This is a genomic window from Kaistia soli DSM 19436, from assembly GCF_900129325.1.
GTDB lineage: Bacteria > Pseudomonadota > Alphaproteobacteria > Rhizobiales > Kaistiaceae > Kaistia > Kaistia soli.
Genome location: NZ_FQUP01000005.1, coordinates 135,355 through 153,700 on the forward strand (window position 1 = coordinate 135,355; position 18,346 = coordinate 153,700).

An 18,346-nucleotide genomic window follows, 5' to 3' on the forward strand; every position below is an offset into this window, starting at 1 on the left:
GCGATGTCAGAGCCCGGTTCTCCCGTCCTGCCGAAGCGCGGTGGCTCCAAGGCCGTTGCGGCCTATTTTGCCAATCCGCTGTCCATCGCGGGGCTCGTCATCGTCGCGGTGATCGTGCTGTTCGCGGTCTTCGCCGATTATCTGACGCCCTTTCCCGATCACGTCGGGCCGATCGGCGATTTCGCCGCCATGAACACGGGGCCCGGGGAGATTTACAAGCTCGGTACCGACACGATGGGACGCGATCTCTTCACGCGCATCATCTTCGGCTATCGCCTGTCGCTGATCATGGCCGTCGTGGTGCTGGCGATCGCGACGCCGATCGGCGTCATTGTCGGTCTCGTGGCGGGTTACAAAGGCGGCTGGACCGACTATGTGCTGATGCGGCTCACCGATGTGTTTCTGGCCGTGCCGCCGCTGGTGCTCGCCATGGCGATCATGGGGTTCCTCGAGCCGACGCTGATGAACGGCATGCTGGCGATCACCGCGATGTGGTGGCCCTGGTATGCGCGGCTCATCTACAACGTCACCCGCGCCGAGGCGCAGGAGGGCTATGTGCTCGCCGCCGAGACGGTCGGCGCATCGACGGCGCATATCCTCTTCCGCGAAATCCTGCCCAACTGCTGGCCGTCGATCCTCACCAAGATGACGCTCGATGTCGGCTTCGTGATCCTGATGGCTTCGTCGCTGTCCTTCCTCGGCCTCGGCGTGCAGCCGCCGACGCCCGATCTCGGCTCGATGGTGGCCGATGGCGCCAAATATATGCCGGACGCGTGGTGGCTCTCGCTCTGGCCGGCCATCGCGATCCTGCTCGTCGTGCTCGGCTTCAATCTCGTCGGCGACGGCCTTCGCGAAGCTTTCGAGGCGGAGGGCTGATCGATGACGGATTGCGTTCTCACCATTCGTGATCTTCGCCTCGCCTTTGGCAGCCGGCGCAACAACAGCGCTGTGCTGCATGGCATTTCGCTTCACGTCCGGGCCGGCGAAAAGGTAGCGCTGGTGGGCGAATCCGGCTCCGGCAAGTCGGTCACGGCCCGCCTTGCGATGGGGCTCTTGCAGGAGAGCCAGAAGGTTCACGCGACGGGATCGATCCGCTTCGATGGGATCGATGCCATCGATGGCGGGCGCGAGATTGCAAGTCGTCGCGGCAACCGTGTCGCGATGATCTTCCAGGATCCGACATCGGCGCTGAACCCGACCTTCCGTATTCGCGGCCAGTTTCGCGATGTGCTGCGCTCGGGCGACCGGAGGATCAGCGTCGCCGATGCCGATGCGCGCGCCGAAGCGGCGCTCGCCGAGGTCAGCATTCCCGATCCGAAGCGCGCGCTCGATTCCTACGCGTTCCAGCTTTCGGGCGGCATGAACCAGCGCGTGATGATCGCCATGGCGCTCGCCAACCGGCCGGCGCTCCTGATCGCCGATGAGCCGGGCACGGCGCTCGACGTGACGGTGCAGGCGCAGACCCTGTCGCTGATGCATGAGCTGACCGAGAAGCGCGGCACGGCCGTGCTGCTCATCTCGCATAATCTCGGCGTCGTCCGCGAATTTGCCGACCGCGTCTATGTCATCTATCGCGGCCGCATCGTCGAGCATGGCACCACGGCGCAGCTCTTCCGCGATCCGCGGCATCCCTATACTCGGGCGCTGCTGGCGGCGATCCCGAAGATTTCCGGGGGCGGACTGCCGGATCTTCCCGAGCGCAGCCCTGATTTCGAGAGCCCCATGATCACCCATGAAGGCTGCAGCGAGCCGGAGGGCCTCAACCCATGACGCCGATCCTGCAGCTCGACCATCTCGGCAAGGTGTTCTCGGCGGATGGCCACAGCGTTACGGCGCTCGACGATGTCTCGCTCGCCTTCGAGCGCGGCGAATGCCACGCGATCGTCGGCGAGAGCGGCTCCGGCAAGACGACGATCGCCAATCTCGTGCTCGGCCTGATGCCGCCGACGTCAGGCTCGATCCTCTTCAATGGCGTCCCGCTGCCGGGCGATCGCTCGCGTGCGCAGAAGCGCTCGATCCAGCTCGTGCAGCAAAACCCGCTCTCAGCGCTCAATCCGCGTCGCAGTGTCGGCGCCAGCGTTCGTCTGCCGCTCGATGTGCATGAAATCGGCGTCAGCGCCGAACGACGGCAACGGGTCGAGGCGCTCCTCGCGGAAGTCGGCCTCGATGCGGACATGGCGCGCCGCTCGCCGCGCGGCCTCTCGGGCGGACAGCGCCAGCGCATCGCGATCGCGCGGGCGCTCGCCTGCGAGCCGGAGCTGATCGTCCTCGACGAACCGACTTCGGCGCTCGACGTGCTGGTGCAGGCGCGTGTGCTTCAGTTGCTGCATCGGCTCCGGCTGGCGCGCGGGCTGACCTATCTCTTCATCACGCATGATCTGGCGGTTGTCCGATCGATCGCGACGCGGGTCAGCGTCTTCCAGAAGGGACGCCTCGTCGAAACCGGCGCGGTCGACGCGATCTTCGCCAATCCGCAAAGCGCTTATACGCGCCAGCTGATCGGTGCCGTGCCCGTGGTCACCGACGAGGAAGCGCAGCTGCGCGATGCGATCCGGACCGGCGTCCCGGAGACCGCAACGCTGGACCCATGAGCGGCACGTATCGCCGGACTATCATGACGCCGTCGGGCCTGCGGGCGGCGCTCTCACTTCAGCATTGAAGACAAGTTGGAAGCGACATGACCATTGATACCGACGGGCTGCTTGGCCGGCTTTCCGGCGCGATCGAAGCCAATGCGGCGGCGCAGACGGCCTTTCTCGCCAAGCTCGTTTCTTTCGATACAACCCGCGGCAAGGAAGCTGCCTGTCAGGACTTCATCGCCAGCGAGCTGGCGGCTCGTGGCGGGACGGTGGATCGCTTCACGATCGCGGAGGTGCCGATCGCCGGCAAACCAGGCGCCTCGGCCGTGGTCGACGTCGACTATGAGAAGGCGGTTCAGGTCGTCGCCACCTTTCGCGCGCCCGCACCGAACGGCCGCAGCTTGATCCTGCAGGGCCATATCGACGTGGTGCCGACCGGGCCGCTGGAGCAATGGGAGCATCCGCCATTCGAGCCGGTGATCAAGGATGGCTTCCTCTATGGCCGCGGCAGCACCGACATGAAGGTCGGTGTCGCCTCGATGATCTTCGCCCTCGATGCGCTCGCAGCGATCGGCCTCGAACCTGCGGCGGATGTGTTCGTCGAGACGGTGAGCGAGGAGGAGTGCACCGGCAACGGCGCGCTTGCGACGCTCGAACGCGGCTATCGTGCCGATGCCTGCTTCATCCCGGAATCGATGGACAACCGGTTGATCCGCGCCGAGCTCGGCTCCGTCTGGTTCCGCCTGCGCATCCTCGGCAAGCCCGTGCACGTGCTGCAGGCGCAAGCCGGCGCCAGCGCCATCCTCGCCGCCTATGACTACATCACCGCGCTGCAGGCGCTGACGGCGCGGATCAACGAGCGGGCTCGGACGCATCGCTGGTTTGGCCATATCGAGAACCCGGTGAAGTTCAGCTGCGGCAAGATCCGCGGCGGCGACTGGCTCGGCTCCGTGCCGGCCTGGTGCGAGATCGAATGCCGCCTCTCGGTATTGCCGGGTGACTCGCTGCCCGACATGCGGGCCTGGGTTCTCGAAGCGGTGGCGGATTGCGCTACGCGGCTCGGCGCCGACGCGCCGCCGGCACTGGCCTGGATCGGCTTCCAGGCCGATGGCCATGTCTTTGAGCCAGGCTCGGAGGCGGAAGCCGTCCTCGAACGGGTCCATGAGACGGTATTCGGCACACCGCTCGAACGCTTCAGCATGACGGCGACCAGCGATACCCGCCAATACGATCTCTATTACGGCATTCCGACGCTCTGTTACGGACCGCGCGGATCAGGCGCGCACAGCGCCGCCGAACGGACCGAACTCGACAGTATGATCGAGACCACCAAGGCGATCGCGCTGTTCATCGCGGAGTGGTGTGGAACACGGCCAAAGGCCGTGGACTGAAGCTGACGGTCAATCCTTGGGCAGCTGGTGGAAAACTCCGCGACTGCCCAACGGACAGGCGAAAGCGGTCGAATCTAGCTTGTCGACAGTCTGGATACAGGATAATTCTTGGGAGAATGAGGAGCACGGATGCCATGACGACCAGCGTCAATGACTATTGGGATGAGTTCATGGCGGCGGTGGCGGAACCTGATCAGCCGCGCCGCGCGTTCGAGGTTCTTCAGCGCATCACGGAAGAGACGGTCGGCACCAAGCTCTTCACCGCCATGACCTACGATTCCCTCGCCGGCCTCGCACGCCGGACCTATTCCGGCAACGAGACTGCCTATCCGACCGGCGGCTTCAAGCCGATGTCGCTCGGCATCTGGTCGGAGACGGTGATCGAAAAGCAGCAGCCCTATATCTCGAACACGATCGAGCAGATCGCGGAGGTCTTCACCGACTGGCCGCTGATCCAATCGCTTGGCTGCGAATCCGGCTGCAACATTCCGGTGGTCGTTGCTGGGGCCGTCGTCGGCACGCTGAACCTTCTCGACGTCAAAGGCCACTACACGCCGGAGCGCATGGCCATCGCGATGCAGCTTCGCCCCTTCGCCGCCATCGCCTTCATGGCCGCGGACAAGGCCGCCGCGCGCGACGCCGCCGCGGCCTGATTTCCACCAACGGAAGCACGAGCATGGCAGAGACCACCCTCCGCGTAGCGACCGATGTCGGCGGCACGTTCACCGATCTCGTCTATTTCGAGACCGACAAAGCGACCGGCAAGCAGACGATCCGCACCGCGAAATCCGACACGACGCCGCCGAATTTCGAGGCCGGCGTGCTCAACGTGCTGAAGAAGGGCGATGTCGACATCGCCTCGGTCGACTTCTTCGCCCATGGGACCACCGTGGTCATCAATGCGCTGACCGAGCGCAAGGGCGCCAGGACGGCGCTGATCACGACCGAGGGCTTCCGCGATGTTCTGGAGATCGCGCGCGGCAACCGGCCCGACTTCTTCAACCTCATGTATGAGAAGCCGACCCCGTTCGTGCCGCGCTTTCTGCGCCGCGAGGTGCCGGGCCGCATCAGCTATCGCGGCGAGGAAAAGATCCCGCTCGATCTGTCCGCCCTGCCGGAAATTCTGAAGGGATTCCGCGCCGAAGGCGTCGAGGCGATCGCCGTCTGCCTGCTGCACTCCTATGCCAATCCCGTGCACGAGCTGGCCGTCGCCGCGGAGATCCGCCGGCTCTGGCCGGAGGTCTCGGTCGTTGCCTCGCACCAGATCACGCGCGAATGGCGCGAATATGAGCGGACCAACACGGCGGTCCTCTCGGCCTATGTCCAGCCGGTGGCGGAGCGCTATCTGAGCCGGATCGAGGAAGGCCTCGCCTCGGCGGACTACAGCGGCCGCCTCTACATCATGCAGTCGAATTGCGGCGTCGACTCGCTGCGGTCCACCAAGGCGATCCCGATCACCATGGTCGAGTCCGGGCCGGCCTCGGGCTTCTGGGGGGCGGCGGAGCTCGGCCGCATCATCGGCGAGCCGAATGTGCTGGCGCTCGACATCGGCGGCACCACGGCGAAATGCTCGCTGATCGAGGACGGCCAGGTCCGCATCAAGACCGACTACTGGATCGAGCGCAGCCGCAAGTCGGCCGGCTATCCGATCATGGTTCCAGTGGTCGATCTGGTCGAGATCGGCAATGGCGGCGGATCGATCGCCCGTGTCGATGAGTTCGGCAAGCTGCATGTCGGCCCGCAATCTGCCGGCGCCTCGCCGGGACCGGCGGCCTATGGCCGTGGCGGTACCAAGCCGACGACGACCGACGCCAATCTCGTGCTCGGCCGCATCAATCGCGACTATTTCTGTGGCGGCGAGGTGATCGCCGACATGGCTTCGGTGACGAGTGCCATGACGCCGCTTGCAGAGCAGCTGGGCGTCTCGATCGAGGAAGCGGCGCGCGGCATCGTCCGCATCGCCAATTCCAACATGGTCAACGCGCTGAAGCTCGTTTCCCTCAATCGGGGCCATGATCCGCGCGACTTCACGCTCGTCGTGTTCGGCGGCGGCGGTGCCATGCATGGCGTGGCACTGGGGCAGGAACTCGGCGTCCGCAAGGTCGTCGTGCCGCGCGGCGCGCCGGTGTTCTCGGCTTGGGGCATGATGATGTCGGACCTTCGTCGCGACTATTTCATGACCCGGCTGATGGACGAGACCGACACGGCCGCGCTCGACGCGCTGGTCCGCGAGGCCTGCGCGCATGCCACCGCGCAGTTCGGCGAGGAAGATGTTACCGCCGACAAGATCACCTTCCGCCCGATGGTGAAGTGCCGCTACCAGAACCAGGAACATTCGGTCGAAGTGCCGATCGAACCTGGCCCGGTGGATGCCGCGAAGCTCGCCACGATGGTCGAGCAGTTCCACGCCATCTATGAGCGGGAATATACCTATCGCCTCAAGGCGCCGGTCGAGATCGTAGGGTTGCATCTCATCGCTTCGGCTGAGGTCGGCAAGCTCGAGATCGTCGCGCTGCCGAAGACGGGTGCGAAGCTCGAAGACGCCGTCAAGGGGCGCCGCATGGTCGACTACGCGACCGAGGGTGTGCATGAGGCGGTGATCTACGATGCCGAGAAGCTGGAGCCGGGCATGGCGTTCAACGGCCCGGCGGTGATCGAGGATCCGGGCACGACCATCGTGGTCCATCCCGGCAACCACGTTTCGATCGACGATTTCGGCAATACCCATATCGAGATCAAGGGCTGAACCGATGAGCGACACAACCTTCGACCCGGTCACGCTCGACATCATCCAGAACGCACTGGAAGCGGTGGCGGACGAGATGTTCGCCGCGCAGCGCAAGACATCGATGAGCGCCATCATCTATGAGGTGCTCGACATGGGCACCGGCATCTGTGACGCCAAGGGCGAGATCGCCTCGTCCGGCGCGGGCATTCCGGCCTTTGTCGGCGTGCTCGACAAGGCGGTGAAGCGCATCCTCGAGAAGCACCCCGCCGAGACGATCGTTCCGGGCGACCTGTTCGCCTCCAACGATCCCTATTGGGGCGGCGTCACGCATCTCAACGACATGATCCTGGCGATGCCCGTTTTCTCCGATGGCCGCATCGTCGCCTGGACGGCTAATATCGCGCATTGGAACGATGTCGGCGGCATGGTGCCAGGATCGATGTCGTCGGATGCGACGTCGATCTTCCAGGAAGGCGTGCGCATCCCTGCGGTGAAGCTCGTCAATGCCGGCGTGCCGAATGAGGCCGTGTTCGACATCCTCTATGTGAATTCGCGCCTGCCGGATTATCTGCGCGGCGATCTCTGGGCCGGTATCGCCGGCGTCCGGATCGGCGAGCGGCGCATTCTCGAACTCGTCGAGAAATACGGCACCGAAACCTTCGAGGCCGCCCTTGCCGACTTCATGGAGCTTGGCGAGCGCCGCGCGCGCGCCGCGCTGAAGACGCTGCCGAAGGGCATCTTCCATTTCACGGAAGAGCAGGACGACGGCGCGATCCACAAGGTGACGGTCGAGATCAAGGACGATGAATTCGTCATCGATCTCACCGACAATCCGAAACAATCCGGCTCCAAGAATTCGAGCCGCGAAGGCGTCGAGATCTCCGCGCAGCTCGCCTTCAAGGCCGTGACAGATACACAGGCGCCCGGCAATGGTGGCTTCTTCAAGCCGCTGCGCGTCGTGACGAAGCCCGGCACCATCTTCCATGTCGTTGAGCCCGGCGCGCTCGGCTATTATTCCGAGGTCGAGATCCGCCTGTTCGACCTCATCCTCCGCTGTCTCGCGCCGCATTTGCCGGGCCTCGTGCCGGCCGGCAATTTCGCCTCGATCTGCGGCACGGTCGTCGGTGGGCCGCATCCTGATCACGGCCGCCACTATACGATCGTCGAGCCGCAGCTCGGCGGCTGGGGCGCCTGGATGGGCCATGACGGCAACAGCGCGATCTTCTCCGGCTTCCATGGCGACACGTTCAACTGCCCGGCCGAAGTCGCCGAGGCCCGCTATGGCCTTGCGGTCGACCAGATGGCACTGAACCCCGAGGCGGGCGGCGAGGGCGCCTGGCGCGGCGGCAAGGGCATCAACGTTCATTACCGCGTGCGCGCCGACAACAACTTCCTCTCGATCGGCTACACGCGCTCGCGCATGCCGCCCTGGGGCGTCGACGGCGGCCTCGACGGCACGCCGAACTATGTCGAGGTGCTCCGCCCCGGCAAGGCCCCCGAGCGGTACTCTTTCGGGACCGACATTCCGCTCAACACGGATGACGTCGTGAAGGTCGTGACCGGCAATGGTGGCGGCTTTGGCGACCCGACGAAGCGCGATCCGGTCGCCATCGCCGAAGATCTCAAGAATGGCTATCTGACAGCTGAGCGCGCCGCCGAAATCTACGGCTACCATGCGGAGGCGGCGGAATGAGCGCGGTTCTCTTCACCGGCGGCCGCCTGCTCGATCCTTCGCAGGACGCGCTGATGGACGGCTTCGAGGTGCTGGTCGATGGTGGCCGTATCGTCGAAGTCTCGGAGACGCCGATCAAGGCGGCTTCCGCGACGCGCATCGACCTCGCTGGCAGAACGTTGATGCCGGGCCTTATCGACTGCCACCTGCATGTCGTGTCGACGACGGTCGACGGCGCGGCCAATACGCTGCAGCCATCTTCGCTGACGGCGCTCAAGGCTGGCAAAATCCTGGAGACGATCCTGCAGCGTGGCTTCACCACGGTGCGGGATTGCTGCGGCGCCGATCTCGGTCTCGTCATGGCCGTCGAACAAGGCCTCGTCGCGGGGCCACGGCTGGTCATCTGCGGCAAGGGCCTCACGATGAGCGGCGGCCATGCCGACCAGCGTCCGCGGCTGGACGATCGAGCGTCGATGATGGAAGAGCGGCTCGGCAATCTCGGGCGCATCGTCGACGGCGTCGACAATGTGCGTCTCGCCGCCCGCGAGGAACTGCGCAAGGGCGCGAAGTTCGTCAAGATCATGGCGAATGGCGGTGTTGCCTCGCCGACCGACCCGATCCACTCGCTGCAATATTCACGCGACGAGATCCGCGCCATCGTCGAGGAAGCCGAAAACGCCGGCACCTATGTCTCGGCGCATGTGTATACCGACAAGGCGATCCGCCGCGTTGTCGAGTGTGGCGTCCTCTCCCTCGAGCATTGCAACTTGATCCAGCCGGAGACTGCCGCCATCGCAGCTGAAGCCGGCTGCATCGCCGTGCCGACGCTCGTTGCCTATGAGGGGCTGGCGCTGGAAGGCGAGAAGTTCGGGCTTGGCCCCGAGGCTGCGGCGAAGATCGAGACCGTTCGATCGGCGGGGCTTGAATCGCTTGCGATCATGCAGGCGGCGGGGCTGCCGATGGCCTTCGGCTCCGACCTCCTCGGCGAGCTCCAGAAGTACCACACGATGGAATTCGAGATCCTCGCGCGCGTCCTGCCCAACGCCGAGATCATACGCTCGGCGACGCTGGTCGGAGCGAGATTGTGCCGGATGGAAGGCGAGGTCGGTGTCATCGCGCCGGGCGCCTTTGCCGACCTCCTCGTCGTCGACGGCGACCCCTATGCGGACATCCGCTGCCTCGCCGGCGACGGCGCACAGATGCCGGCGATCATGGCGCGCGGCCGCTTTGCCAAGAACGAACTCAACTGAGATCGGTCGTCAGACCCGGTCGGCCGCCTCGTCGCGGCCGATCGAACAACAAGAACAATCAAACCTGCCGTCCAGTCCGGAACCCGGAAGAGGAGAGAAGATCATGAAGTTGAAGTCAATTGCGCTTGCGGCCGGCCTTGCCGCGCTGCTGTCCACCGCGGCTCATGCCGCAGACTACAAGGTGGCGTTCCTCGCGGCCTCGAGCCAGAACGGCTTCAACCAGGCGATCTGGGAGGGCGTCCAGAAGGCGGCCAAGGCGCGCGGCGTCGAGGTCGAAATCTTCAATGGTGAGTTCGACGCCACGAAGCAGTTTTCGCAGGTCGAAGACATCATTGCCGGCGGCAAGTTTCAGGGCATCGTGATCTGCCCGAATGACAGCGTCGGTATCGCCGCAGCGGTCGAAGAGGCGATCAAGGCGAATATCAAGGTCGCGACGACTTTGTTCCCGATCGGGCCGAAGCTCGACGTGCTGGAACCGCAGGTGCCGGGCCTCACCACCACCGTTGCTTCAAACCCGGCGATCGGCGCCAAGGCGCAGGCCGACGCAGTGGTCGACTATTGCAACGGGAAGGATCCCTGCAAGGTCGCGATCATCATCGGCCAGAAGATCTATCCGTTCGATAACCTGCGCTACGAGACCTACCAGAAGGTGCTCGGCGAGCATAAGAACATCCAGATCGTCGCCACCGTCGAAGGCAATTACGACCCCGACAAGTCGATGGCCGGCATGCAGGACGTGCTGCAGGCGCACAAGGACATCAATGTCGTCCTTTCGAATGCCGACCAGCAGCTTGTCGGCGCCGAGATTGCCCTCCAGGACGCCGGTATCGACACCTCGAAGCTCTTCCTGATGGGTGGCGGCGCGAACCAGATCGCCATCGACGCCATCAAGGCGGGCCGCTGGAGCGCCACGCTGGCGCAGCTGCCGGTGAGCGAGGGCGAATATGCTCTGAACGGCGTCGTCGACGCGCTCGAAGGCAAGGCCACGCCTGCCTTCACCGACGAGATGGCGCTCGGCAAGGTTCCCCCGATCATCACCAAGAAGGTGCTGGACGAGAACCCGGACTACAAGCCGCAGTGGCAGGGCTGAGCTTCGCCTGAGCCGAAGTGTGAGGCCGCGTGATGGTTGCGCCCCGCCTTCTCTAGTTGTCATGGCCGGGCTTAACCCGGCCGTCCAGACTCCGTTTGGCCAGGGAAGCGAGCCTGTGAGTTGCCGGGTTAAGCCGGCAACTCACAGGCTCTTGAAAACCCGGAGCGATGCTGGGCCCGCCCGGCCTCGCATGTTGGAAAGCGCCATGTCCGAAGACGCCGTCCGCCTCGAAGGCATCGACAAGAGCTTTGGCAGCGCGCGCGTGCTTTCGGGCATCTCGCTCGCTTTCGCGCGGGGCGAAGTGCATGCGCTGATCGGCGAGAACGGCGCCGGCAAGTCAAGCCTCGGCAAGATCGTCGGCGGCTATTATTCCTTCGATACCGGCTCGCTGAGCGTGTTCGGCAAGCCGGTCGGTCATTGGTCGCCCCGCGCCGCGCTTCAAAGCGGCATAGCGATGATCCATCAGGAACTGCAACTCGTTCCCGAGCTGACAGTGGCCCAGAATGTCTTCCTCGGCATCGAGGCCAATCGCGGCGGGGTGCTCTCCGGCTCCGAACAGGCGCGTTTCCGGGCGCTGGACGAACGCTGCGGTTTCGGGCTTTCGGCCAGCACCGTCGTCGCCGACCTGCGGATCGCAGAGCGCCAGAAGGTCGAGATCATGCGGGCCATCGCCCGCGATGCGCGGGTCATCATCATGGATGAGCCGACCTCCTCGCTGACGGCCGACGAAGCCGACAAGCTACACCGCGTTATCCGCTGGCTGCGCGACGACGGCCGGACAGTCATCTATGTCACCCACTTCCTCGAACATGTGCTGGAGACGGCCGATCGCGTCACGATCATGCGCGATGGACGCATCGTCCGCACCGGCGAGATCGCTGGTGAGACCAAGCAGAGCCTGATCGAGGCGATGCTTGGCGAACCTGCCGACGTCGCATTTCCCCCATTGCCCGCGCCGCCGGCTCTGTCCGCGCCGAAGCTGCTGGAGGTCGCGCATCTCTCCTCGGCGTCCGGTCTCGAAGATGTCTCGCTCGAGGTAAGGGCCGGCGAGATCGTCGGGCTGATCGGCCTTGTCGGTTCCGGCCGGAGCGAGCTCGCCCGCGCGATCTTCGGCGCCGATCCCTCGCGAGGGACTGTGCGGATCGCCGGTGAAGCCTATGAGGATCGCAGTCCACGCCAATCCGTGCGGCGCGGCATCGGCTTCGTGCCCGAGGACCGCCGCAAGCAGGGCCTCGACCTGGTGCAGGCGGTGCGGCCGAACATGTCGTTGCCGCATCTTCCGCTCGTCTCGCGGCTCGGCATTCTGCGCACGCGGGAGGAACGCCGGCGCACGGCCGAAATGATCCAGCATTTCAATATCATGCCGGGACATATTGACGGTGACGTCGCCTATTATTCCGGCGGCAACCAGCAGAAGGTTCTGCTGTCGAAATGGGTCTATGGCGCCCCCAAGGTGGTCATTCTCGACGAGCCCAGCCGCGGCGTCGATATCGGCGCGCGGCGGCGCATCCATGATTTCGTGATCGAACTCGCCAAAGGCGGCGCGGCGGTCCTGCTCATCTCGTCCGAACTGGAGGAGGTGATCAGCCTGTCGCATCGCGGCTATCTGATGCGGGATGGACGCATCCTCGGCGAGGCGGACTGCCGCAACCTGACCGTGGAAGACGCGCTCTTCCGTCTGTTCAATGTCGACCGGGCCGCCGATGCCGCTGCCCTCGGAGTGGCCTGATGACCGAAACCTCTCAACCCGCCGCGCCCGTCCGCGCTTCCCGCATCGCCGAGGTTCCGTTCAGCCGCCGCGTGGTCGCCTTCCTGCAGACCTACGGCATCCTCATCATCATCGCGCTGCTGATGGGCTGGCTGACGACGCAGTCGAGTTCGTTCCTGACGCCGCTGAACCTGCTCAACATCCTGAACCAGAGCGCGCCGCTGGCGATCATCGCTTGCGCGCTGACCCTCGTCATCATCGGCGGCGGCTTCGATCTCTCGGCAGGCGCGATCTTCGGTGTCGCATCCGTCTCGGCCGCCTGGCTTGCCGTCAATGTCGACCCGACTGTCGGGCTCATCGCCGGGCCGCTGGTCGGCCTGCTGCTCGGCATCGTCAACGGCCTCATCATCACCGGCTTCAACGTGCACTCGTTCCTGGCGACGCTCGCCAGCAGCATGGTGTTCCGCGGCATCGCGATCCTGATCACCGGCGGCGCGCTTATCCCGGTGCGCATGCCGGAATTCGCCTTTCTCGGCCGCGGCAAGATCGGCATGGTCAATGTCGCGGTGATCGTCTTCCTGGTCTTCGCCGCCGCGATGACCTTCCTGCTCACGCGCACGACCTTCGGCCGCCGCGTCTTTGCCGTGGGCGGCAACGAGGAGGCGGCGATCCTCTCCGGGGTGCGCACCAATCTCGTCAAGATCGCGACCTTCGGGCTGACGGGCTTCGCGGCCGGTCTTGCCGGCGTCATCGCGGTGTCGCGCATCTCGATGGGCCAGCCGCAGGCGGGCGTCGGAATGGAGCTCGATGCCATCGCCGCTGTCATCCTGGGCGGGACGTCGATCTACGGCGGCAAAGGCGCGGTCTGGCGATCGATCGCCGGCGTGCTGCTGCTGGCGCTCATCGGCAATGGCTTCAACATCCTGAACGTCAATCCGTTCTTCAAGGACCTGACCACCGGCCTCATCATCGTGGTCGCCGTCGCCCTCTCGGCCGGCCGCAAGCGGCGCTGAGGCGCACGCCTATTCTGCCGCCTGCGCTTTTGGCACCGGGCAGAAGGCGGCGTGCAGCGCTTCGATGACGGACACCACCTCAGGCGTGGTGATCCGGTAATAGACCGTCGTGCCCTCGCGCCGTGAGGCGACGAGCCCGTCGGCGCGCAGCCGCATCAATTGCTGCGACATCGGCACCTGCTCGATGCCCAGCTCGTGCCGCAGTTCGGCAACCGTCTTTTCCTCGTTTCCGAGCGCGCACAAGGTCAGCAGCCGCTGAGGATGCGACAGGCTGCGCATCAGTTCGGCTGCGCGTTCGGATGCAGGGATCATTTCTGATACATTCATGATCTTGAATTTATAACTTTTGAATGTTAACTGCAAGCCTGACAGGGGCGGGCAGGGGCCGGTCCCTCATTCGGGGATTTCGCCGTCATGACACTCGATCGTGCCGTTCTCATGTTCGCCGGTTTCATGGTGCTGTTTTCGTTGTCGCTCGGACTTTATGTCTCGTCCTACTGGTTTCTGCTGACCGGCTTTGTCGGCCTCAATCTGATCCAGGCTTCGATGACAGGCTTCTGTCCAGCCGCAATCGTGTTCCGCAAGCTCGGGCTTGCGCCGGGGGGTGCGTTCCGCTGAGCGGATCGACCAGCCTAAAGCCGTTTCTCCCACTCTTTGACAAGGCACCGATCATGTTCGGCCGCGCCGTCTTTCCTGCCGCCTTCGGGCTTTTGCTCGGCGGCGCCATCCCTGTGGCCTTTGCCGCTGATTTCACGGTGAAGCCGGTCACCATCCCCGAGATGAAGGCCGTTTTCGGGCAGGTCGAGAGCCGGACGGTCGTTCCCGCCCGTGCGCGGATCGGCGGCACCATCGCGTCCATCGGCGTGACCGAGGGCAGCATGGTGACCGAAGGCGCCGTCATCGGCCGGATCGTCGACGACAAGCTGGCGCTGAAGATCCAGGCAGCCGAGGCGCGTGCGCAGCAGTCGAATTCGCAGCTTACCAAAGCGAAAGCCGACCTTGATCGCGCCAAGCTGTTGGTCGCCAAGGGCGTGACGAGCCCCGCGGCGCTCGACGACGCGCAGTCGAACTATGATGTCGCGGTCAATCAGCTGGCGGCGGACCAGGCCGACGCGGCGGTCGCTCGCCAGCAGAACGACGAGGGCGCGATCCTTGCGCCCGCTACGGGACGTGTCTTGACGGTTCCGGTCACGCTCGGCTCGGTGGTGTTGGACGGCGAGACGATCGCCCGCGTCGCCAGCGGCGGCTACTATCTTCGCCTCTCGCTGCCCGAGCGTCACGCTGTCGCGATCCATGAGGGGGCCAGCGTCCTGATCGGCGGACGCGGCCTTTCCACGACGGATAGTGGCGCGGCGAAGGTTCTGAGGCCGGGCAGGATCGCCAAGGTCTATCCCGAGATCTCCAACGGTCTCGTCACCGCCGATGTCGAGGTCTCGGATATCGGCGATTATTTTGTCGGCGAACGGACGCTGGTGTCGATTCCGATCGGGACTCGCAATGCGCTGGCCGTACCGCCGGCTGCGGTCGAGACGCGCCATGGCCTCGACACCGTGCGCCTCGCGTCAGGCGACGTGGTTTCCGTGATCCTCGGCGAACACTTCGCATCGAACGGCGATGCGCGTGTCGAAATCCTGACCGGTCTCAAGGCCGGCGATGTGGTCGCCGTTCCGGATGCGAAGCAATGAAACTCGGTCTTGCCGGCTCGCTCACGCGTGCCTTCATCGCGTCGCCTTTGACGCCGCTCTTCCTGCTGGCCGCCTTCGCGCTCGGCATGGTCGCTCTCATCACGCTGCCACGCGAGGAGGAGCCGCAGATCCGTGTGCCGATGGTCGATATCCGCGTCGAGGCCAGTGGACTCAAGGCGGAGGACGCCGAGAAGCTCGTGACGGAACCGCTCGAGACCATCGTCAAGAGCATCGACGGCGTCGAGCATGTCTATTCGACGACGGAAGATGACGGCGTTCTCGTCACGGTCCGTTTCGCGGTTGGTACATCGGCCGATGCGGCCGTGCTGCGCGTGCATGAGAAGGTTCGCGCCAATCTCGACCGCATCCCAGTCGGTATTCCCGAGCCGCTGATCGTCGGCCGTGGCATCGACGATGTCGCGATCGTCGTCGTCAATATCGCCCCGAAGCCGGAGGCCGCGGCACGATGGACGGCGGATGGCCTGACTCGGGTCGCGCGCGAACTGCAGATCGAACTCGCCAAGCTGCCGGATATCGGCTTGACCTATCTCGTCGGCGAGCAAGGCGAGCAGTTCCGTGTCGAGCCGGACGGCGAGAAGCTCTCCCTTTACGGCGTGACGCTGGCGCAGCTTCAGGAGAAGATCTCCGGCGCCAACCGGTCGTTCGAGGTCGGCCGGGTGCGCGACGACGGCCAGCAGAGAACGCTGGTGGCCGGGCAGACGCTGCAGCAGCTCAGCGATATCGACAATCTCGTCATCACCGCGCGCGACGGCCGGCCGGTCTATGTCCGCGATGTTGCCAATATCGTGCTGGCGACCAGTCCGAACGAGACGCTCGTCACCGCCGTGACGCGCGATGGAGACAGCCTGGTTCGGACGCCGACCGTCTCGCTCGCCCTTGCCAAGCGACCGGGCACCAATGCCGTCGTCATCGCCGATGCCATCACGAAGCGACTTGACGCCGTGCGGGGCACAGTCGTCCCGGATGACCTCATGCTGACCGTGTCGCGTAACTATGGGGAGAGCGCCAACGAGAAGGCGAACGAGCTGCTGTTCCATCTCGGCCTCGCGACGATCTCGATCGTCGCTCTCGTCGCCCTTGCGATCGGCTGGCGCGAAGCGGCCGTCGTTGCGCTCGTCATCCCGACTACGATCCTTCTGACCCTGTTCGCGGCTCGGCTGATGGGCTACACGCTCAACCGCGTAAGCCTGTTCGCGCTGATCTTCTCGATCGGCATCCTCGTCGACGACGCCATCGTCGTGATCGAGAACATTGCACGCCATTGGGCGATGAAGGACGGGCGGCCGCGCGCGCAGGCGGCCATCGAAGCGGTGGCCGAGGTGGGCAATCCCACCATCGTCGCGACGCTGACGGTCGTGGCCGCGCTGCTGCCGATGCTCTTCGTCTCGGGAATGATGGGCCCCTATATGAGCCCGATCCCCGCCAACGCGTCGGCGGCGATGCTGTTATCGTTCTTCGTCGCGGTGATCCTGACGCCCTGGCTGATGCTTCGCTTCGCCGGCAAGGCGAGCGGACATGGCCATGGCGAGCACGAAGCCGCGGATGGCGGGCAGCTAGGGCGGATCTACCGCGCCGTCGCACGCCCGATCCTTGCCTCGCGCGGCCGCGCCTGGCTGTTCCTGATCTTGGTCGGGGTTGCCACCATCGCGTCGATGGGGCTGATCTATACGCAGCATGTGACCGTCAAGCTGCTGCCCTTCGACAACAAGGCCGAGCTGCAGGTCGTCGTCGACCTCAGCAAAGGCTCGTCGGTCGAGGATACCAACCGCGCGCTGCAGGCGATCGTCGACCGACTCAAGGATGTTCCGGAGATCGTTTCGTTCGAGACCTATGCCGGCACGGGCGCACCCTTTAATTTCAACGGCTTGGTCCGCCACTATTATCTGCGTTCCGGGCCGCAGCAGGGCGATGTCGCCATCAATCTGACGCCGAAGGGCGACCGGGAGCGCACGAGCCATGCGGTTGCGCTCGCAATCCGCGACCGGCTCAAGGGGCTCGACCTGCCGCAGGGGACGGCCGTCAAAGTCGTCGAGCCGCCCCCCGGACCGCCGGTCCTTGCGACGCTGCTCGCTGAGATTTATGGCCCCGACGCCGCTACGCGGCGCGCCGTCGCCGGCAAGGTTCGCGAGGCCTTTTCGAGCGTTCCCTATATCGTCGATGTCGACGACAGCTATGGCGTCCCGGCCGAGCGCGTGCGTCTCGCTATCGATCAGGACAATCTCGAATACTACCGTGTCGAGCAGGGCGATGTTTATGACGCCATCAATGCGCTCTATGCCGGCAAGACGGTCGGCTATTCGCATCGCGGCGAGGGGCGGCAGCCGATCCCGATCCGCATCGCGCTGCCAAAGGAAGAGGGGGTCGTCGACGCCCGCGCGCTGGCAACGCCCGTCCCGGCGGATGCATTGCCAGGCGGGAGGGGCGTCGTTGAGCTCGGCGACGTCGTCAGTGTGAGCCGCGAACCGGCGTCCTACCCGATCTTCCGCCACAATGGCCGCGCGGCCGAGACGGTCACTGCCGATCTCGCCGGCACTTTCGAAGCGCCCGTCTACGGCATGATCGCGGTCAGCGATGCCATCGACAAGGCGGATTGGGGCAGTGTGCCGAAGCCAACCATCGCGCTGCATGGCCAGCCTGACGACGAGACAAAGCCGACCCTCCTATGGGACGGCGAGTGGGAAGTCACCTGGGTGACGTTCCGCGACATGGGCGCCGCTTTCGGCGTCGCGATCCTCGGCATCTATATTCTCGTCGTGGCGCAGTTCGGCTCATTCCGCCTGCCGCTGGTCATCTTGACGCCGATCCCGCTGACGCTGATCGGCATCATGATCGGCCACTGGCTGTTCGGCGCGCCCTTCTCGGCGACCTCGATGATCGGCTTCATTGCGCTTGCCGGCATCATCGTGCGCAACTCGATCCTGCTGGTCGATTTCATCCGCCATGCCCGAACGCCTGGGCGGCCACTTATCGACGTGTTGCTGGAGGCGGGATCGATCCGCTTCAAGCCGATCCTTCTGACGGCGATCGCGGCAATGATAGGCGCAGCGGTGATCCTGACCGACCCGATCTTCCAGGGTCTTGCGATCTCGCTGCTCTTCGGCCTCGCATCCTCGACCGCGCTGACGGTGCTCGTCATCCCGGCCATCTATGTCGCTTTGCGCGGCGAGAAACGAGGCGCGGTTGGCGTGAGACCCACGAAGCCCTAGATT

15 protein-coding genes are annotated in these 18,346 nt (G+C 65.0%); 14 read left to right on the plus strand and 1 reads right to left on the minus strand.

Annotation, left to right across the window (positions count from 1 at the left end):
* Positions 1–3: 3 nt before the first annotated feature.
* The 11 genes from BUB39_RS20205 to BUB39_RS20255 all read left to right on the plus strand — a co-directional run bounded on the left by BUB39_RS20205 (position 4) and on the right by BUB39_RS20255 (position 13,431).
* Positions 4–876, plus strand: coding sequence for an ABC transporter permease (locus BUB39_RS20205; RefSeq protein ID WP_084527745.1), 873 nt, complete (start codon positions 4–6; stop codon positions 874–876).
* A gap of 3 nt (positions 877–879) precedes the next feature.
* On the plus strand, positions 880–1,770 hold the full coding sequence (locus tag BUB39_RS20210; protein ID WP_073057376.1) for an ABC transporter ATP-binding protein: 891 nt from the start codon (positions 880–882) through the stop codon (positions 1,768–1,770).
* The gene (locus BUB39_RS20215) at positions 1,767–2,591 is read left to right on the plus strand and encodes an ABC transporter ATP-binding protein (RefSeq protein WP_073057379.1); all 825 of its coding nucleotides are present in this window, start codon (positions 1,767–1,769) and stop codon (positions 2,589–2,591) included. Before BUB39_RS20210 ends, BUB39_RS20215 begins: the two co-directional genes overlap by 4 nt.
* An 86-nt stretch (positions 2,592–2,677) precedes the next feature.
* Positions 2,678–3,970, plus strand: a complete 1,293-nt coding sequence (locus BUB39_RS20220; protein ID WP_073057381.1) for an ArgE/DapE family deacylase — start codon at positions 2,678–2,680, stop codon at positions 3,968–3,970.
* A gap of 134 nt (positions 3,971–4,104) precedes the next feature.
* Positions 4,105–4,623, plus strand: coding sequence for a GAF domain-containing protein (locus tag BUB39_RS20225; protein ID WP_084527746.1), 519 nt, complete (start codon positions 4,105–4,107; stop codon positions 4,621–4,623).
* 23 nt (positions 4,624–4,646) lie between these two features.
* Positions 4,647–6,716, plus strand: a complete 2,070-nt coding sequence (locus BUB39_RS20230) for a hydantoinase/oxoprolinase family protein (protein ID WP_073057384.1) — start codon at positions 4,647–4,649, stop codon at positions 6,714–6,716.
* 4 nt (positions 6,717–6,720) lie between these two features.
* Positions 6,721–8,391, plus strand: a complete 1,671-nt coding sequence (locus BUB39_RS20235; protein WP_073057387.1) for a hydantoinase B/oxoprolinase family protein — start codon at positions 6,721–6,723, stop codon at positions 8,389–8,391.
* Complete coding sequence (locus BUB39_RS20240; RefSeq protein WP_073057390.1) at positions 8,388–9,620, plus strand: metal-dependent hydrolase family protein; 1,233 nt, start codon at positions 8,388–8,390, stop codon at positions 9,618–9,620. The genes BUB39_RS20235 and BUB39_RS20240 overlap by 4 nt, the downstream gene beginning before the upstream one ends.
* Positions 9,621–9,723: 103 nt before the next feature.
* Positions 9,724–10,710, plus strand: coding sequence for a sugar ABC transporter substrate-binding protein (locus tag BUB39_RS20245; protein WP_073057393.1), 987 nt, complete (start codon positions 9,724–9,726; stop codon positions 10,708–10,710).
* Positions 10,711–10,915: 205 nt separating this feature from the next.
* Entirely contained in the window at positions 10,916–12,439 is a 1,524-nt protein-coding gene (locus BUB39_RS20250; RefSeq protein ID WP_073057396.1) for a sugar ABC transporter ATP-binding protein, read from the plus strand.
* Positions 12,439–13,431: an ABC transporter permease gene (locus BUB39_RS20255; protein ID WP_073057399.1), complete on the plus strand. Its 993-nt coding sequence runs from the start codon at positions 12,439–12,441 to the stop codon at positions 13,429–13,431. Before BUB39_RS20250 ends, BUB39_RS20255 begins: the two co-directional genes overlap by 1 nt.
* A gap of 9 nt (positions 13,432–13,440) precedes the next feature.
* Here BUB39_RS20255 and BUB39_RS20260 read toward each other — a convergent pair whose 3' ends face one another.
* On the minus strand, positions 13,441–13,710 hold the full coding sequence (locus tag BUB39_RS20260; protein ID WP_244540320.1) for an ArsR/SmtB family transcription factor: 270 nt from the start codon (positions 13,708–13,710) through the stop codon (positions 13,441–13,443).
* A 135-nt stretch (positions 13,711–13,845) separates the two neighbouring features.
* Here BUB39_RS20260 and BUB39_RS20265 point away from each other — a divergent pair, with 135 nt between their 5' ends.
* The 3 genes from BUB39_RS20265 to BUB39_RS20275 are packed head-to-tail and all read left to right on the plus strand — an operon-like array spanning position 13,846 to position 18,343.
* A complete protein-coding gene (locus BUB39_RS20265) occupies positions 13,846–14,049 on the plus strand; it encodes a YgaP family membrane protein (RefSeq protein WP_073057402.1) in 204 nt (67 codons plus the stop codon).
* 53 nt (positions 14,050–14,102) lie between these two features.
* Positions 14,103–15,116: an efflux RND transporter periplasmic adaptor subunit gene (locus BUB39_RS20270; RefSeq protein ID WP_084527754.1), complete on the plus strand. Its 1,014-nt coding sequence runs from the start codon at positions 14,103–14,105 to the stop codon at positions 15,114–15,116.
* Positions 15,113–18,343 (plus strand): efflux RND transporter permease subunit, encoded by a 3,231-nt coding sequence (locus tag BUB39_RS20275; RefSeq protein ID WP_073057405.1) that lies wholly within the window; start codon positions 15,113–15,115, stop codon positions 18,341–18,343. The genes BUB39_RS20270 and BUB39_RS20275 overlap by 4 nt, the downstream gene beginning before the upstream one ends.
* The last annotated feature ends 3 nt before the right edge of the window (positions 18,344–18,346 follow it).

Excerpts from the sequence above, each read along its gene's own strand:
- BUB39_RS20205 (WP_084527745.1), top strand. The coding sequence starts at position 4 with ATGTCAGAGCCCGGTTCTCCCGTCCTGCCGAAGCGCGGTGGCTCCAAG.
- BUB39_RS20210 (WP_073057376.1), top strand. The coding sequence starts at position 880 with ATGACGGATTGCGTTCTCACCATTCGTGATCTTCGCCTCGCCTTTGGC.
- BUB39_RS20215 (WP_073057379.1), top strand. The coding sequence starts at position 1,767 with ATGACGCCGATCCTGCAGCTCGACCATCTCGGCAAGGTGTTCTCGGCG.
- BUB39_RS20220 (WP_073057381.1), top strand. The coding sequence starts at position 2,678 with ATGACCATTGATACCGACGGGCTGCTTGGCCGGCTTTCCGGCGCGATC.
- BUB39_RS20225 (WP_084527746.1), top strand. The coding sequence starts at position 4,105 with ATGACGACCAGCGTCAATGACTATTGGGATGAGTTCATGGCGGCGGTG.
- BUB39_RS20230 (WP_073057384.1), top strand. The coding sequence starts at position 4,647 with ATGGCAGAGACCACCCTCCGCGTAGCGACCGATGTCGGCGGCACGTTC.
- BUB39_RS20235 (WP_073057387.1), top strand. The coding sequence starts at position 6,721 with ATGAGCGACACAACCTTCGACCCGGTCACGCTCGACATCATCCAGAAC.
- BUB39_RS20240 (WP_073057390.1), top strand. The coding sequence starts at position 8,388 with ATGAGCGCGGTTCTCTTCACCGGCGGCCGCCTGCTCGATCCTTCGCAG.
- BUB39_RS20245 (WP_073057393.1), top strand. The coding sequence starts at position 9,724 with ATGAAGTTGAAGTCAATTGCGCTTGCGGCCGGCCTTGCCGCGCTGCTG.
- BUB39_RS20250 (WP_073057396.1), top strand. The coding sequence starts at position 10,916 with ATGTCCGAAGACGCCGTCCGCCTCGAAGGCATCGACAAGAGCTTTGGC.
- BUB39_RS20255 (WP_073057399.1), top strand. The coding sequence starts at position 12,439 with ATGACCGAAACCTCTCAACCCGCCGCGCCCGTCCGCGCTTCCCGCATC.
- BUB39_RS20260 (WP_244540320.1), bottom strand. The coding sequence starts at position 13,710 with ATGCGCAGCCTGTCGCATCCTCAGCGGCTGCTGACCTTGTGCGCGCTC.
- BUB39_RS20265 (WP_073057402.1), top strand. The coding sequence starts at position 13,846 with ATGACACTCGATCGTGCCGTTCTCATGTTCGCCGGTTTCATGGTGCTG.
- BUB39_RS20270 (WP_084527754.1), top strand. The coding sequence starts at position 14,103 with ATGTTCGGCCGCGCCGTCTTTCCTGCCGCCTTCGGGCTTTTGCTCGGC.
- BUB39_RS20275 (WP_073057405.1), top strand. The coding sequence starts at position 15,113 with ATGAAACTCGGTCTTGCCGGCTCGCTCACGCGTGCCTTCATCGCGTCG.